Raw genomic sequence first — 15389 nt, 5'->3', positions numbered from 1 at the left:
AAGTGCTTTAGATCGGGTGAAAGCCGATCAGCGGCAGGGCTTGAGCCGGACTGCCCGTTGGTAGCAAGGAAGCGTGATGGACGGGAGGCGCTTTGCGGTCAGCTTGGTACCCAGACGTAGCGAGCCTCGAAGGCTGGCTTGCGCTTTCTTTTGGTCGGTTCCGGATTGCGTGAGATGAAGCTGCGCTTGCGCAAAGCGAGCCAGCCCCGGCCTCCGGCAGTTGCAATCCTGCTTTGTCCCTTCAGACCGCCGCACAGCAATTCGAGCAGTCAGCCGCGCCCGAGTTTGGGATGTATTGGTCAATACCGGGCTCGTCAGCGAACGTGGCTGGCTGGGCCGCGGCGCGCGCACGAGGCTTGCGGGCAGGCAGGGACAAGCGGCATTGAGGAAAGGAGCGCCATCAAGATGGCTTGCGTGCCAAGGCGATCCTAGGCGACCTCGGCGAGTTGTCCTCCGCGCAGGCCATGCGCCCCCCTCGTCTTGTCGGGCGCGTTGATCGCGCGCCGCTGGGCGAGAGCAAGGTCGGCACTGAGGGCAAGGTCGCGCAGGTTGAAGGGTTTGACGATGTAGTCGATTGCGCCCTGGCCGAGCGCTCGATCGATCATCTGCTCCGATGCGACGGCTGTGACGAATATGACGGGAGTGCTTGATGCCAGCCCGAGGTGCTGCACGGCTGCGAGGATATCGAAGCCTGACCGCATGGGCAATATGAGTTCGCTCAGCACGAGGTCTGGTCGGAAGCGACTAATCTCCCGAACTGCCACTTCACCGTCTCTTGCACAAACCACTTGGTGGCCTCTGCGTTCGACATAAACTGAGATGATCCTGGATGCGCAATCGTCGGCTTCTGCTAGCAATATGCGCGCCATGATTTGCCTTGCTCCCTCGTAGTGCAACGGGGGTAAGCGTTAACCTGCCATGGTGAACAATCTGTTTCACGCCCCGTAGTCCAGTGCAAGTAAGATGTGGCCCGGCGCCGGCAATCCGGGGCCGACCCGGCGAGCCATTGCTGCTGAGCGCCCTCCGTGACCTCTGCGAGCGGCTTCGGTCGCTATTATCTTGGGCGTACTTGCCATGATGACGGCGCGTGTGACAGCGTCAAGTTTGTGTTCACGATCTTGCAGCCGTTCTCGGGGTGGTAACCACCTTCTTACCATGAGTCTGGCGATTTTACTTACCAGACTGATAAATAGGAAATTTCTTCATCCGGTCTAAAGAAGCACCTTCGCGCGATGTGGCTGAGGCCAATCCTCGCAACCCGTGCGACGGCAGTGTAGGACAGGACAACGCGGATGGTGTTGAGCTATTTCTCCGGACGGCCTTTTGCCAGGGCTCTCCTGCTGGACAAGAGCGCGAATACCCTCGCGATGACTGCTGCGGCGATAGTCCCTTTGGTTGCCATGATTGGCGGCGCGGTCGATCTGAGCCGCATCTATCTCGTCCAGTCCCGCCTTCAGTCCGCTTGCGATGCAGGCGCACTTGCCTCAAGGCGTGCGATGAATGGTCTTACGTGGAACGGCGCGAGCGAGCAGGTCGCAGAAAACTATTTCAACTTCAATTTCCCGCAAGGAAGTTACTCGACGGGTGATTTGTCGGTTGAATATTCGGCGAATTCAAGCGGCGTTGTAAATGGTGAGGCGACCGTTCAGGTCCCCATGACCCTCATGCGCTTCTTCAACTTCGAGAATCGTGACGTGTCAGTGTCGTGTTCGGCAGATCTCAACCTGCCGAACACCGACGTGATGATGGTGCTCGACACGACGCTTTCAATGAATGACCCCAACCCGGGAGACAGTATTCGTCGGATCGATGCTCTGACGAATGCCGTAACTTCGTTCTACAACACGCTCGAGGCAGCAAAACCGGAAGGTGCGCGTATCCGTTACGGCTTCGTGCCTTACTCCCAGACTGTCAACGTCGGCATGCTGCTTCATCGCGACTGGATCCAGGATTACGGGACCTACGACTCGCGTCGTCCTGACGGTGTGCATACCTGGGAATCGGGGGGCAACCCGAGCAGCACTGTATCGCAGACCACTTCGACATTCCTGAGCGGCACACGCACCGACCGGCCGCGCTACCAGGCCCCCTCGGAGAACTGCCCTACGAGCCTACCGCGAGAAAACTGGAGCGATACGACGACGAGCTGGAGTGCATGGGAACCCTCATCAACCGCGCTACCCCGCTCCCGCACGCGGATCCGGACCCGCAACGGCACCGAATTCATCATCCAGCGCGACTCCAACGGCAATTGCTGGATCACGCCTCGCGACTGGAATGATTATCGCGAGCAGCAGACGGAGACCGTGCGCGAGAACACCAACACGGGCGGCACCACGACCAACACGGCACGCCACTGGATCTACGAGCCGATCCAGTACGATCTGCGTCCTCTCAAGGGTTCGGGATCGGGCGACGCCGTGGTGTCGGGCGGAAGTTTTTCTGCTCCGGTCAATGACAACCAGACCGACCGCACCATCAGGTGGCCGGATGGTGACAGGGCCTGCATCGAGGAGCGCGCGACCCGGCGCACCAACGAGACCTTCCTCACACCGCGATACGACATGGAGGTTGACCTGGTTCCATCGCGCACTGACCCGGACACGCAGTGGAAACCCTATCTGCCGGCGCTTGTCTATGCCCGGAATGTCGGGTCTGGCAGCCGCGAGACCGAGCAGCGCGTAACCACAAACCCGCTCACCAATGGTCAATGGGTCTTCAGCGGTCTTTCAGCGACCATCACACGGCAGATGAGCCTGACGACGACCTACAACTACTTCAATCCCTTCGGTTCAAACTTTGGCATCTATGAGGGTGCATGCCCCTCTCCCGCCCGGAAGATGGGCGAGATCACCCTGCAGCAGCTGCAATCCTACATGGGTTCCCTGCGGCCGCAGGGCTATACCTACCACGAGATCGGTATGCTGTGGGGGCTGCGGCTGATCTCGCGGGAAGGCCTGTTCAGTGCCGAACACCGCGTCGCGGATTCGGGCGGCGCTGTCCAGCGGCACATGATCTTCATGGTTGACGGGCAGAAGGATACGCGCCCCTTCACCTATTCGGCCTGGGGCATCGCGGCGGTTGCGCGCCGTCGCACACCGACAGGGAGCTTTCCTTCCCGCACGATGGAAGACAGTGTCTCCGAAAGCCGTCTTGCCGAGCTGTGCGAGGTCGCCAAGAACAACAAGAATATCACCTTGTGGGTCATCGCCTTCGGCACGGACCTTGATGAACTGCTGATCAACTGCGCATCACCGGGACGTGCGTTTGAAGCCCGCAACGCGGCCGAACTGACCGCGACCTTCTCCCAGATCGCCACGCAATTGGCCGAACTGAGGCTGACCAGCTGATGGCTTTGCCCCCTGACAGCACATGGCGCAGGCTGGTGTCTGACGTCTCCGGGGCAACGATCGTGGAATTCGCGGTCGTTGCTCCCGTTTTCCTGGGCGTGCTAATGTTCATCTTCGACATCGCCTACTTGGTTTATGCCCGTGCCCAGCTGACCGGGTTGGTCAATGCGGTTGGCCGCGCCTCAACGCTTGAGACGGCCAACGACGAGACACGGTCCGACATGGATGCCCGCCTGACCGAACAGATGCGTGAGCTGGTCCCGCACGGTGAGGTTGAATTCGAGCGCGTCTCGTTCAACAATTATGGTCTGGCGCAGGCCCGGGCGGAACCGTTTGTCGACACCAACGACAGCAATGACTGTGATGCCGGTGAGAGCTTCCTCGACCTCAACGGCAACGGACGGCATGATCTTGACGGTGCCCGTGTGGGTGGGGGAGGTGCACGAGACGTGGTCATCTACACCGTCACCTTGACATATGATCGCCTGTTCCCTGTCTCAGCCCTGATTGGACTTGATCCGTCGGTCGAGGTGCAGGCTCAGACCTTACTGAAAAATCAGCCTTTCGATCTTCAGGCGCAGCCAACGACGCGGGTATGCACATGAGACGCAAGGAAAAAATGCCACCAGGTTTCGCGCGCTACCTGGGCCGGCTGGGCAAGGACAGCGAGGGTCTTGCGCTTACCGAGTTTGCTTTTGCGCTGCCCTTGCTGCTCATCTTGCTGTCCTTCGGCATCGAGCTTGCGAATTTCGTGTTCGCGACCAAGAGGATTGGCGATCTTGCCGTTCTTGTTGCCGACAACGCTTCGCGGATGGGGACTCGCAGTGCGGGTCTCAGCATTCATCAGATCTCGGAAGCGGAGATCAACGACGTCTTCATCGGTGCAGAACTTCAGGCCAACATGGGTGACCTTGCCGAGAACGGCAGGATCATTCTGTCGAGCTTGCAGCGCAATGCGCAGGGCGGGCAGTGGATAGCCTGGCAGCGCTGCTTCGGCCAGAATCCGGTCGGATCAGCATATGGTGTCGAGGGTGATGGGGCGAGTGGCACCGGCTTTCCTGGTATGGGGCCGGCCGGCAATCAGGTGCAGGCGGCAGCCGGCACGGCGGTCATGGTTGTCGAGATCTATTACAATTACGAGCCTGTAATCCCCATAATGAGCATCCCACCGCAACCGATCAGCGAGATGGCCGTATTCAACGTGCGAGAAAGTCGCGATCTCAATGCACCGCGTAATGCTGAAGGTGTGGAAGTATCCGTCTGCGATTAAGGGCCATGGCCTTGGCCATGTGCTCACAGTTGTTCAGGCTAAAGATTGCCCTCGGTAGGATTTCGGCTAATGCCGCATGGTTTCGTGGCATGGTGACATAATTCAGAGAAACGAAATCTACATAAGTCCGACTTCATGATTTCATTACCTTAATGTGAAATCATGACACCATGGTCAGGAAACTGAAAACTATTGCCGGGTTAGGCTGGTCACGAGGGCCGAGTTCCGCTCAGGAAACTGAGGGGAGCGCGGCCAATCTCGCCATCGCGCTCGCGCAATCCGAGGCCGCAATCTTGTGGTCGACCGACGCGGATGGCAGGATTGCCTCGATCCATGCGCCTGCACTGGCTGCCCTCGGGGTGCAGTTGGCGGACGTGTCGGGCAAGCGCATCACGAGCGTGTTCGAGGATGCCCCGAGTGACAGCGCGATCTCGCAGCAGCGATCATTGTCTCTCAAGCTGAGCGCGCGCGCCAAGATCACCAATCATATCGTGCGCTGCGTGAATAAGAATGAGGAGGGGGCGGGCGTCTGGCTTCAGCTGAGCGGCTTTCCTCATTATCTCGGCGACCAGTTTGTCGGATATCTCGGGCATGCTGCCGATGTCACCCATCTGATCGTCGACCACCAGACGAAGATGCTGCAGGAGAAATTCGACGAAGTAACGAACTTTTACAATGCTGCCCACTTTGGCAAGCGCTTCGATGCGGCCTTCAAGAGCCTCGCGCATGCCGAGCGGCCGTGTGCGCTGGTCGTCATGGAAATCGACCGCTTCCAACATGCCTGCGAGCGCTACGGTATTGGTCATATGGACTGCGTGCTGGCCGAGATGGGCAACCGTCTGAGGTCGGCATTGCGCCATCGCGGGGAAGTGGGGCGCATTGCCACAGAGCAGTTCAGGATCTTCATGCCCGATGTGGATGATCGGGGAGATCTTGCTGAGTTCGCGGAGCACGCGGGCAAGTTGCTTTCGCAGCCGTACCGGGTCCATGGACGCCGGATCCAGCTGAGCGTGTCGATCGGCATTGCCATGGCTCCCTATGACGCGGTGACGACCACGGAGCTGGTCGATGCGGCCAACCTTGCACTCAGGTCGACCAAGCAATCAGGGGGGGGCAGCTACAGCATATTTTCCGCGGAACTGGCCGAAGAGGCGTCGCGTCTTGTCCGGATCGAGCAGGAGCTCGAGGGGGCAATGGAGCGCGGTGAATTCGCTCTGCGCTATGCCCCGCTGATTTCGGCCGGCAGCAACGAGGTTTGCGCGTTGCGCGCCGAGGTCTGCTGGAACAGTCCCGAGCTTGGCGAGGTCCTGCCGGACATCTTCTGGCCGATGATCGAAAGCTCGGGCGCATCCGGGGACTTTGGCGAGTGGATGCTGCGCCAGGCTTGCGAGGATGCTTCCGCCTGGCCGGGCAATCTCAGCCTTGCCATTTCTCCGCCCCGAGGGTTCCTGAAGGACCCGGATTTCCGGAAGATAATTCTTGCTGCTGCCAGCGATGCCTCGTTCGATCGTGCGCGCATTGAGCTCGAAATCAGCGAGGAATTCCTCTCGGCAGATGCCGAGATGGCGAAAAGGCTCGGCGATGATCTGGATGCTGTCGGCGTCAGGTTGGTTGCAAGCGATTTCGGCGTGGGCAATTCCGCAATCGCGCTGCTTGCCGATTTCAGCTTCAAACGGGTTGAGATCTCGCCGAGATTTGTGCGTGACTGGGTTCTGCAGCCCGAGCGCACCAATGCGATCCTCGGCGCGATTGTCAGCATCGCGCGGTCCTTTGGCGTTCCGGCTTCGATCAGGGAGGTCGATGCACTCGATGTCCTGGATGCGGTCATCGCCAGCGGGATCGAGGTCGTTCATGGCGGCGTCTTTTCAGCACCGCTCGATCAGGCCCAGATCGTCGATGAGGGTTCTGTGGTGCTCCAGACATTCAGGCCGAGAGGATTTGCCCGCCAGAGAGCCGAGCGGATGACCGTGTTGCGCAAGATCGGGCTGGTCCATGACGACCACTACTACGAGGTGTTGCTGAAGAACATTTCACGAACCGGCGCCAAGATTGCCGGTATCGCGGGCGTTCCGGTCGGCACGGAAGTGGTTCTGGATCTCGGCAATGGGCAACTTGCAGTGGCGAGCGTGGTCAATACGGACGAGAAGAGCCAGGGTGTGCGCTTCGAGGTTCCGCTGGTCTCTGATGGCAATGGAGGGCTGATGACCCGCCATCGGATTTCGCCCTATACCTTGGCAGAGGCTGGACTTCCGGTAGCCTCCCTGAGCGGTGATCATGAAGCGCTTCGTGCCTGGAAGGACGCCAAGAAGGGTAAGCCCAGCTTCGTGCAATTGCAGCTCACGCACCTTTGAGGCGCTGCGGCGCGAGGGCCGGCAGGGCGAGCAAGGCCTCGCCCCGTGATGCCCTTTCAAGGTGAGCGGTCATGGCGCCGGGATGCGACGAACAAGGCCGGAGCGCTTTGTTCCTGGAACGAAAAGAGGCCCCGCGTTAAGCGGGGCCAGGACCGAAGATCCGATCGGGTACCGAACTCCTCGAGACGCGGATCAGGACATATCTGATTCGGGCGACACGTGCGAGACAGCCATCACTTGTTTGCCGCGGCGCTGGTGTGGGAACGTCAGTGTCATGCGGCGGTTGTTGCTGCCTGTCTCATGAACCCCAGATCGGGGCTTGCGAAACTGCCAGTATTCGGCGCGACCGACGGGGGCTCCGAGGCCGCCACCCCCAGCCACTGAGCAAGCGTGGCAGAGTATTCATCCACCGAGGTTGTCGGCAGCAATCGTCCGCCACCGACCTGTCAGCCGCTGATCATCAGGCGTGCGCAAGACCGTGTTGGCAAGTGATGCGCGGGACAGGGCAATTCCGGCAGCCTCTTCCGAGCCAACCTCGCCCCTGATGGCGGCATAGCGGGCGTAGTTTTTGGCATCGAAGGGGATGAGAGTGTTGCCATGGTCATTGTCGCCATAGAGGGAGATACCAACGAGCGCCATCTAGCCGCCGCTGCTTTCGATGGCGGCGGCCTCGGCAGGGCCCGCAAGGCCCATGGCATAGGAGGAGGCTGCCCCCATTATCGCCAGCTGGCTGGAGCGTTGTAAAAAAGCGCGTCGCGAGATTGCGTTGGCCTTGCCGATGAACATGTTTGATTGCCCTACTGGACTGCCTCTTGCGAGGGTGCAGCCGGTTCATTTCTGGATCAGGTAGTCGGTTGATGCGAGGATCAGCATCGCGCCGATATGGACGCGGCGGATGCGATCCTCGTTGGAGCTTGCGGCCGTCACAGGCACGTCGTCCAGCGGCCGCGCCACTCGCGAAGCTGCAGGCGGAGCGGCGTGATGGGAGTAGGTCCTGACCTTCGCATTGCGCGCCCGGCAAGGTTGTGCTGCCGCCGCCAAGTATCAATCCAAACTATTGATTCGGCGGCTTGCGGTCAGCCGGAAGCACTGCTTCGGGCATTTCTGTCGGGGCTCTAGCCCCCAAAGCCCGGAGGATTCGCCGCTACGCAACAATACGGGCATGCACGCGCGCGAAGCTAAATTTACCACACGTAGGAACCGGAGATCGTCAAGTAGGTTGGTTCCCTAGGGGGAACTTCCGACTAACTTGGAGGAGGCAGTCTTGAGAACACAGCTTGCCGAATATCAGCCCGAAGGCCACACGCCGACAGCTTCGATTGGGCAGCAGGACCGGCGACAGACGATTGCCGACCGCATGGAGGCCCTTGCTATCGAGCTGCGGTCATTCTCGGATGACCAACTCTCCGTCATTCCCACCCAGGCCACGCTTGCTGGGCTCGCCGCGAAGATTTACTCGGCGCGGCGCAAGGTTGACGAGATTTTCGACATGACGGGATTTGCAGTCAGCCCCGCGTGGGACATGATGCTGGACCTGTATCAGGCCAGGGTCACTGGCAAGAAGATCTCGGTGACGAGCGCCTGCATTGGTGGCGGCTGTCCCACCACAACGGGATTGCGTTGGCTTCAGGTCATCGAGAACATGATGCTGATCGAGCGAAAGCCCGACCCTGAGGACAAGCGGCGCACGGTCATCCAAATGACCGATGGCGGGAAGGTTAAGGTGGAGCGCGCTCTTACGGCCTTCCTCTAATCGGCCTTGCTGCGCATGAGAGGCGCGTGTCCGCGGACGTCCGCATCACAGCGCCTCTCGAGGGTGTCGATCACCATCTGGAGCTGCGCGGCGCACAAGGCCTCGCCCGCTTCATCGAGGCGGCTCAGGATCTGTTCAAGATCTGCAAGAATGACGGCGGACACGCTTCTCCCCTCTTGCGAATGCCGCGAATTGCCGGCCCTCCCTGAGCCGGATACAACGATAGCGTTTGATTAAGGCTATTGGCGGATATCTACAAGTCTCGCAAAGGTTTGCACACGCTGTGTGTCGCAAATTCGCAACAGTTGGACCCGAATGGTGCCTGACGCTGCCTTGGCTTCCAAGCGGGAGGGGCCATTTCCACATTCAAATCAGACAACTGCGAAAAGTTTAGGCGGCCGGCTCGAGTTGAACGGGGCTGCGCGGGGAACGGAAGGTAGCGTTCTCGCGACATCTGGCTCGGCGCGGGGCGGCGTCGCTCTGCCGGCGATGTGCTCGACGACTGCAGTGTAAAGCGGGGATGCGAAGAAAAATCCGGATCTCTCCCGGTCAGTCCAGATGGCGTATGCGCCGAGCGCCTCGGTGCCCTCGAGCTTGACACAGTAAATTCGGCCGACCTGGATCGAGACGAACCCGTCAAACTGCAATTGGCAACCGGTCTCCGAGATATCAACCATGATGGCGGAACATTTCAGCCCGCCTGAATCCTGAAGCTGCACCGGCCGCCTCAGGCATCTCCTGAGGGTCTGGCGCTCGTCGATCGCGACGGCGCTTGCAGTGCGTTCGCGAACCCCGCTGAGCGGCGGCGTCATCGGATAATTCATCGGTTGGTCTCCTCAAGCTCCTGCGACCCCGATGCAGAGGCCGTGCCGGAACATCACTGCAGGTTCTGACCAGCGGGGCGCTACCCCCTACCGATCCCGACCACGCCTGGTGACCTCGCCGAGCCTCATGCTTCGATTGACTTGCCTAACGCTGACCCATGGAGAAACCCTTAATGACGGTAAACTGACATGCCTGCCCGGGCGGGGAAGACCGTGCGGGAACAAGGCTGATCGGGAGGGAGAGAAAGAAGCCGTACGTAAGTCACGTTGGTTCTCTTACCCGCCGCCTGCAACCGGTGAAGGTCTGTCCCGGTCGGCTTGGCTGTGCTCGCAGTTCCGACCATACTCGGCAGATCAGGCGAGCCGTGGCTCTTGCAGGCGAGGCATGGCCAGGCAGTTGCGCCTCGCCATCCTCTGTAGGATCATGGGTGGGCAAGGACGGCGGCATGTCCCCCCAAGCCCGCCGGTGCTCAGGGACATGAGCGAGCGGATTTCCGGGGCCCTTGCTCGCCAGCGATCCTCCCGCTGCGCCTTGGGCTGCCTTGCGAGATCCGGTATGGCTCTCGAGATGTCGCTTCCATGGCCGCGCCGGTTAACTCGCATTCAGCAGCCGTGCCCCGACGTCTCATCGGGGACGAGGCGCAAGGCGCTGCGCGCGTCGCTGGAAATCTCCTGCTCCGCCGTTGGCCGCTCATCGGCTGCGATCCGGTTGCGGTCGAACAGCGACGTGAAGCGAAGCCCCACCTGGTTGTTTCGCGACCAGACCACGCGTCCGATAACGTGGACAGATGCGCCGAACCTGACACTGATGACGCGCTCGCGCTTGATGCGATCAGCAAGTTGCAGGCTCGCCATGCAGCCGGCAAAGGAAATGTTCTCGATCGTGGCGGGATAGACGTTCCCCGTGGCACCTCTCAGCGTCACGGCGATGAAGGTCCGATGCCGCTCGAAAGCCCGCTCATCCTGCTCGAAGCCTTCCGCGGCGAGGTTGCGGCGGTTTATGTCACAGATATTTCGAACCATGATCCAGCCTGTCTGCACGTTGGTGGCTTACCCTCGCACCCTCCGCGGGGTATGATCATCCCTGATGTGCTAAGAGAAGGTAAAGCTCGCGTGTCTTGAGTGGATGCCGGCGCGAGCGCGAGAAAATGTCTCCTGGGAGAAGCGTGCCGAGGATGCCCGGGAAAAACTTTCGGCTCAGCGAAGATACTGATGTCGTTGGTTTCGAGGGTTTAAACCAAATCCCCTAATCATGTACTGGTCATCAGGAGCGAGCCTGTGCGGTTCACTCCGACACAAGGTTGGCCGCCAGTCCCCTACCAGATGCACCCACGGACGGCTGGCGGCCAATTTTCCTACAGTCACTTCGAACCTCCGGGTCGCCCGCAGATCCTGCAGCGCATGCGCAATAGCAGGGATCTCGACATCGGCCTGTCGGTCCAAAGTGCTTGCCCAAGGGCCGCTTGCGCCATGCAGGTGAGGCGGGCCGGCGCGCGCGGCGGATCATGGCTGCAACCTCCCTGAACTCTTTGGGCCCATACCTCGCGCGCGAAAGCTCTGGTGTGTGCGGCGGCTATCTGTCGCGGCATGTGGCCGGCGAGACGCGGTGGCAGCGGGCATGAAGCCGGTTCACCCGCGCTTTCATCATTCTTCGTTGCTGATGAGCTGTGCCCCAGGAGGAGCCCCGGTTAATGGCGCTCACGCGCCGACCTGCAGCGAAAGCCCCGGCCTGCAGCAGGACCCATCACGCGGTCCAGGTGTCCGGCCGACCTAGCCGACCCCAATCATTGGCGGGTGACAGGCTTCTCGACCCCCGGGGAGGAGAAATCCCGCTGCGGAGGTTTCAGACGCCCGGCGTGGGCAAAGGGTATCTGCGCACCAGCCCGTTGAGAACGGCGGGGTGAACGGGAAGTGTCAATTGCATTCCAGCGCGGCCGCGGTCGATCCAGACCGCGTAACACTGCAGGTTGCAATGGGCTTCTATCTCGATCGAGAAGATCGAATAGGTCGTAATCTCATGGCGCGGATCGAATGCGATCATCAATCCGTCCTCGGCCATGTTGACAATGCTGGCGGGCACATTCCGGCCGTTTGCGTCCTTCAGGACGACCGGCACGTTCATCACGAGCCGGGCGCTCCAGCGACGATCGGCTGGGCGTCCCTTCGCTTGGGGATCGCCAGTGGAGTTCCTCACGCTCGTCATCTGTGTCCCTGATCCCTCAACCTTCGTGTGCATATGGCCATGTCACTACAAGCTCTAAGGTAAGGTTAACCGAGCGAGCGTTCATGGCGCTTGATTAATGGTGCGGGGCACTGCCGATCGTCCAGGCGAGACTGTGGCGCCCAATTGTCTACCGCGCGGCGCGACGGGTTTGCCGATATCAGCAATCGCGGTAAAGACTGGGCCTAAGGACCTTTTCAGGCCAGTTCCGGCCAATGCCGCTGCGAAAGCCTTGCGGCATCCGGCCCCCCGACCTTGGAGACCTGCCGCGCGCGGGGGCCTTGTGCCTTCCGCTGTCAATGCATCTCGAGTCCGGTACCGATGTTCGGCAGTGGGCCGCCCGCAAGACCATGCTCATCTGCGATGTGGTCGATCAGGCCCTGCACATGACCGACCGCGACCCAATCCCTCATGCGAGCGAAGTCTGCCTGGAGTGCGTGCAACCACAAAATCTCTCTTTTGGTAAGCATCCACTCTTCCTTCCATTTCGGAGGGAATATGCCACCGAATAGGATGATTGTCGATAATGGATCTTTTCAGGCCCCGCGTTTCGCACACCCGCCCATAAGTAGAGCTACGGATTAACTTCTTTTCTGTTTACCATGTTTACGCATGGCAGTGTGTGGAGCATGGAAAAGGGGAATGCCATGCAACACGAACACGATACTTCTTCCAGCATGCCGCTGCACTTCGTCGAGGCCGACATTCAGGTCAGGGCCGAGCTGGTACGGGTTGGACGCTCTGTCGGGCGGCATTGCGAACTGTACAGCGACTACTCGGAACTTTCGGTTCACCCGCCGCGCGCTGGGATCATTTTCGTTCGCGACTGCCCTCAGATCGGCGGCGTCGGGTTCGCTTTGGAGCGCCTCATGTCTCTGGGCATTTCCCTGCCGGTTGTGGCGATGGACGTCGAGCCGTCGCCCGGCCGCGTGGTTGAGGCGATCAAGGCGGGCGCGCTCGATTACCTGTCCCTGCCCCTGCGCCCCGAGCGCCTTGCGTCCTGTCTTTCACGGATCGGTCGGGAAGCGGCCCAGGTGAGCCAATGGCGCCAGCGCGTCATTCACGCTCAGCGCCGGCTTGCCGCGCTGTCGGAGCGCGAGCGTGAGGTGCTTGATGCGTTGACTGCGGGTAACTCCAACAAGGACATCGCACGGCAGCTTCACATCAGTCCACGAACGGTCGAGATCCACCGCGCGAACATGATGAACAAGCTCGGCGCTCGCCACGCCGCCGAGGCGATCCGCATGAAGATGGAATCGACCATGGGGCGTTTGACCCTCGCCGCCTGATCCCTTGTCCGCAATCGGGTCTGCCCCGCTGTCCGCGCGACTCTTGTTTTGCGTGGCCGCAGGCGGGGCGATCCCCGATTGCGGGAGAGGAGAGGTCTCCGAGCTATTCCTCTGTGCCTGCTGCCGACGTTGTAGCCAGAAGTCGGCCGCCGCGGGAGAACGGGGAACGTCCCGCCGGCAACCTGCATCTCCCTGCGCGATGTCCGTCCCATCGGTCCTGTCGCTTCGAACCTTCATGATGCCGGCAGGAGCGGAAGGAATCGCCCTTGCACGGTATTGCGCAAGCGATCGTTTCCGCGGCAAAGAATCCGGCAGCGATGGCCCCGGCTGCAGTTGTCAGACCGCGGAGCAGGAGCCGCCTCTTGGTCGGATCCACGGCCTGCTGCGTTGGACCCCGTGCCATAATGGGTGCCGGTTCAAGCTTGTCCTTGACCACAGATTGCGCAGATGCCAGCCGCAGTGCGGGACCGGCGACCAAAAGGCAGCAGATGACATTGTCCGAGGGGCAGATAACAAGACGCGGCATCATTCTCGCGGGTGGCTCTGGCACTCGGCTTTATCCGCTGACACGCGGTGTTTCGAAGCAGCTGATGCCTGTGTTCGACAAGCCGATGATCTACTATCCGCTGAGCACGCTGATGCTCGCGGGGATGCGCGAGATCCTGATCATCACGACGCCTGACGATGCCGCGCAGTTCAAACGGGTGCTCGGTGACGGGTCGGACTTCGGGGTGTCGCTGTTCTATGAGGTGCAGCCCAGGCCCGAGGGCCTGGCGCAGGCGTTCCACATCGGTGCGGATTTCGTGCGCGGCGGGTCGAGCGCGCTGATCCTCGGCGACAACATCTACTACGGCCACGGGCTTCCCACGCTGCTGCAGAACGCCAATGCCCGGCCCGCCGGCGCGACGGTGTTCGCCTACCGGGTCAATGATCCTGAGGCCTTCGGGGTTGTCGAGTTCGACGCGGCCGGCAAGGCGATCTCGATCGAGGAGAAGCCGAAGGTCCCCAAGTCGAACTACGCGGTGACCGGCCTCTATTTCTATGACGAGACCGTGGTGGACCGCGCGCGGGATATGAAGCCTTCGGCGCGCGGCGAGCTCGAGATCACGGATCTCAACCGGCTTTACCTCGAGGAAGGGAGCATGTCGGTTGAGATCATGGGGCGGGGCTTCACCTGGCTCGACACCGGAACCCATGCCTCGCTGCTCGATGCGGCGACCTATGTGCGCATCACCGAAGAGCGGCAGGGACTCAAGATCTGCTGCCCCGAGGAGATTGCCTGGCGTCAGGGCTTCATCACTGCCGACCGGCTGCGCGAGATTGCCGAGCCGCTGCGCAAGTCGGGCTATGGCGAGTATCTCCTTGCCCTGCTGACCGAACAGGAGCCGGGATGAAGATTATCGAGACCGCCCTGCCGGGGGTGCTGATCATCGAGCCCCGGGTATTCGGTGATGCGCGCGGCTTCTTCATGGAGACCTGGAACGCACAGGCCTTTCGCAAGGCGGGCCTCGACCTGCAGTTTGTTCAGGACAACCACAGCCGCTCGCAGAAGGGTGTGCTGAGGGGGCTGCACTTCCAGAACCCGGGTCCGCAGGGCAAGCTGGTGCGGGTGACGAAGGGGGCGGTGTTCGATGTTGCGGTCGACCTGCGCTGGTCATCGCCCCATTTCGGCAAATGGGTGGGTGTTGAGCTGAGTGCCCAGAACCAGCGGATGTTCTGGGTGCCCGAGGGCTTTGCTCACGGCTTCCTGACGCTCGAGGACGACACCGACTTCCTCTACAAGTGCACCGCGCCCTATGCGCCGCAGTCGGAGCACACGCTGGCGTGGGACGATCCTGCGGTCGGGATCGAGTGGCCCGCCATCGGCATGGCGCCGATCATCTCGGACAAGGACGCGCGCGGGCTGTCGCTTGCCAATGTGCTGGTGTTCCCATGAGAGTGCTGATCACCGGGGCTGGTGGCCAGCTTGGCGGGGCGCTGCAGCGGCTTGCGCCCGCGTGGGCCGAGATCAGCGCGATCGACGTTGCCGACTGCGACCTCACCGATGTGCCGATGCTCACCGCAAGGCTGGTGGTCGAAGCGCCCGAGCTGATCCTCAACGCGGCCGCATACACCGCGGTCGACAAGGCCGAGAGCGACGAGGAGACCGCGCGTGCGATCAACGCCGGCGCGGTCGCCGTGATGGTCGAGGCCATGGCCGGGACCGGCGGCAAGGTCGTGCACGTGTCGACCGACTACGTCTTCGACGGCACCTCCTCCACCCCCTATGCGCCAGACGCAGCCCGCAATCCCCAGTCCGCCTATGGCCGCACCAAGGCTGAAGGCGAGGAT

General features: G+C 61.2%; 16 protein-coding genes and 1 pseudogene. 9 read left to right on the top strand and 8 right to left on the bottom strand.

Features of this window, described 5'->3' with window-relative positions; all coding sequences use genetic code 11:
- Window positions 1-428: 428 nt before the first annotated feature.
- Window positions 429-869, bottom strand: a complete 441-nt coding sequence (locus CBR61_RS00065) for a response regulator transcription factor (protein ID WP_157696443.1) — start codon at window positions 867-869, stop codon at window positions 429-431.
- A 429-nt stretch (window positions 870-1298) separates the two neighbouring features.
- On the opposite strand from CBR61_RS00065, the gene CBR61_RS00060 reads away from it, so the two are divergent.
- The 4 genes from CBR61_RS00060 to CBR61_RS00045 all read left to right on the top strand — a co-directional run bounded on the left by CBR61_RS00060 (window position 1299) and on the right by CBR61_RS00045 (window position 6971).
- Entirely contained in the window at window positions 1299-3350 is a 2052-nt protein-coding gene (locus CBR61_RS00060) for a TadE/TadG family type IV pilus assembly protein (protein ID WP_233996783.1), read from the top strand.
- A gap of 35 nt (window positions 3351-3385) precedes the next feature.
- A complete protein-coding gene (locus CBR61_RS00055) occupies window positions 3386-3955 on the top strand; it encodes a TadE/TadG family type IV pilus assembly protein (RefSeq protein WP_172835898.1) in 570 nt (189 codons plus the stop codon).
- The gene (locus tag CBR61_RS00050; RefSeq protein WP_088912517.1) at window positions 3952-4620 is read left to right on the top strand and encodes a hypothetical protein; all 669 of its coding nucleotides are present in this window, start codon (window positions 3952-3954) and stop codon (window positions 4618-4620) included. Before CBR61_RS00055 ends, CBR61_RS00050 begins: the two co-directional genes overlap by 4 nt.
- A 170-nt stretch (window positions 4621-4790) precedes the next feature.
- Window positions 4791-6971, top strand: coding sequence for an EAL domain-containing protein (locus tag CBR61_RS00045; protein WP_088912516.1), 2181 nt, complete (start codon window positions 4791-4793; stop codon window positions 6969-6971).
- A gap of 402 nt (window positions 6972-7373) precedes the next feature.
- Here CBR61_RS00045 and CBR61_RS17080 read toward each other — a convergent pair whose 3' ends face one another.
- The 3 genes from CBR61_RS17080 to CBR61_RS17190 are packed head-to-tail and all read right to left on the bottom strand — an operon-like array spanning window position 7374 to window position 7925.
- Window positions 7374-7610, bottom strand: coding sequence for a hypothetical protein (locus tag CBR61_RS17080; protein WP_233996782.1), 237 nt, complete (start codon window positions 7608-7610; stop codon window positions 7374-7376).
- Window positions 7611-7757: a twin-arginine translocation signal domain-containing protein gene (locus CBR61_RS17075; protein ID WP_233996781.1), complete on the bottom strand. Its 147-nt coding sequence runs from the start codon at window positions 7755-7757 to the stop codon at window positions 7611-7613.
- 45 nt (window positions 7758-7802) lie between these two features.
- Window positions 7803-7925 (bottom strand): hypothetical protein, encoded by a 123-nt coding sequence (locus CBR61_RS17190; RefSeq protein WP_267890703.1) that lies wholly within the window; start codon window positions 7923-7925, stop codon window positions 7803-7805.
- Between the two features lie 310 nt (window positions 7926-8235).
- Here CBR61_RS17190 and CBR61_RS00040 point away from each other — a divergent pair, with 310 nt between their 5' ends.
- The gene (locus CBR61_RS00040) at window positions 8236-8724 is read left to right on the top strand and encodes a hypothetical protein (protein ID WP_157696441.1); all 489 of its coding nucleotides are present in this window, start codon (window positions 8236-8238) and stop codon (window positions 8722-8724) included.
- On the opposite strand, the gene CBR61_RS16655 is transcribed toward CBR61_RS00040, so the two are convergent.
- The 4 genes from CBR61_RS16655 to CBR61_RS00025 form a co-directional block, all read right to left on the bottom strand.
- Window positions 8721-8888 (bottom strand): hypothetical protein, encoded by a 168-nt coding sequence (locus CBR61_RS16655; protein ID WP_157696440.1) that lies wholly within the window; start codon window positions 8886-8888, stop codon window positions 8721-8723. The two genes, CBR61_RS00040 and CBR61_RS16655, sit on opposite strands and share 4 nt — an antisense overlap.
- Window positions 8889-9095: 207 nt before the next feature.
- Window positions 9096-9548: a hypothetical protein gene (locus tag CBR61_RS00035; protein WP_157696439.1), complete on the bottom strand. Its 453-nt coding sequence runs from the start codon at window positions 9546-9548 to the stop codon at window positions 9096-9098.
- Between the two features lie 603 nt (window positions 9549-10151).
- A complete protein-coding gene (locus CBR61_RS00030; protein ID WP_172835897.1) occupies window positions 10152-10571 on the bottom strand; it encodes a PilZ domain-containing protein in 420 nt (139 codons plus the stop codon).
- 820 nt (window positions 10572-11391) lie between these two features.
- Window positions 11392-11751 (bottom strand): PilZ domain-containing protein, encoded by a 360-nt coding sequence (locus CBR61_RS00025; protein WP_157696438.1) that lies wholly within the window; start codon window positions 11749-11751, stop codon window positions 11392-11394.
- A 665-nt stretch (window positions 11752-12416) separates the two neighbouring features.
- On the opposite strand from CBR61_RS00025, the gene CBR61_RS00020 reads away from it, so the two are divergent.
- The 4 genes and pseudogenes from CBR61_RS00020 to CBR61_RS00005 form a co-directional block, all read left to right on the top strand.
- Complete coding sequence (locus CBR61_RS00020) at window positions 12417-13058, top strand: response regulator transcription factor (protein ID WP_233996780.1); 642 nt, start codon at window positions 12417-12419, stop codon at window positions 13056-13058.
- Between the two features lie 488 nt (window positions 13059-13546).
- Complete coding sequence (gene rfbA / locus CBR61_RS00015; RefSeq protein WP_088912511.1) at window positions 13547-14452, top strand: glucose-1-phosphate thymidylyltransferase RfbA; 906 nt, start codon at window positions 13547-13549, stop codon at window positions 14450-14452.
- Complete coding sequence (gene rfbC / locus CBR61_RS00010) at window positions 14449-14994, top strand: dTDP-4-dehydrorhamnose 3,5-epimerase (protein WP_088912510.1); 546 nt, start codon at window positions 14449-14451, stop codon at window positions 14992-14994. The genes rfbA and rfbC overlap by 4 nt, the downstream gene beginning before the upstream one ends.
- A pseudogene (locus CBR61_RS00005) lies at window positions 14991-15374 on the top strand (SDR family oxidoreductase); the annotation flags it as partial. The gene rfbC and the pseudogene CBR61_RS00005, both read left to right, overlap by 4 nt.
- Window positions 15375-15389: the final 15 nt, after the last annotated feature.

This window comes from Porphyrobacter sp. CACIAM 03H1, assembly GCF_002215495.1.
GTDB lineage: Bacteria > Pseudomonadota > Alphaproteobacteria > Sphingomonadales > Sphingomonadaceae > Erythrobacter.
Note: the sequence above shows the minus strand (reverse complement) of the source record. Positions and strands in the feature narration are given on the sequence as shown.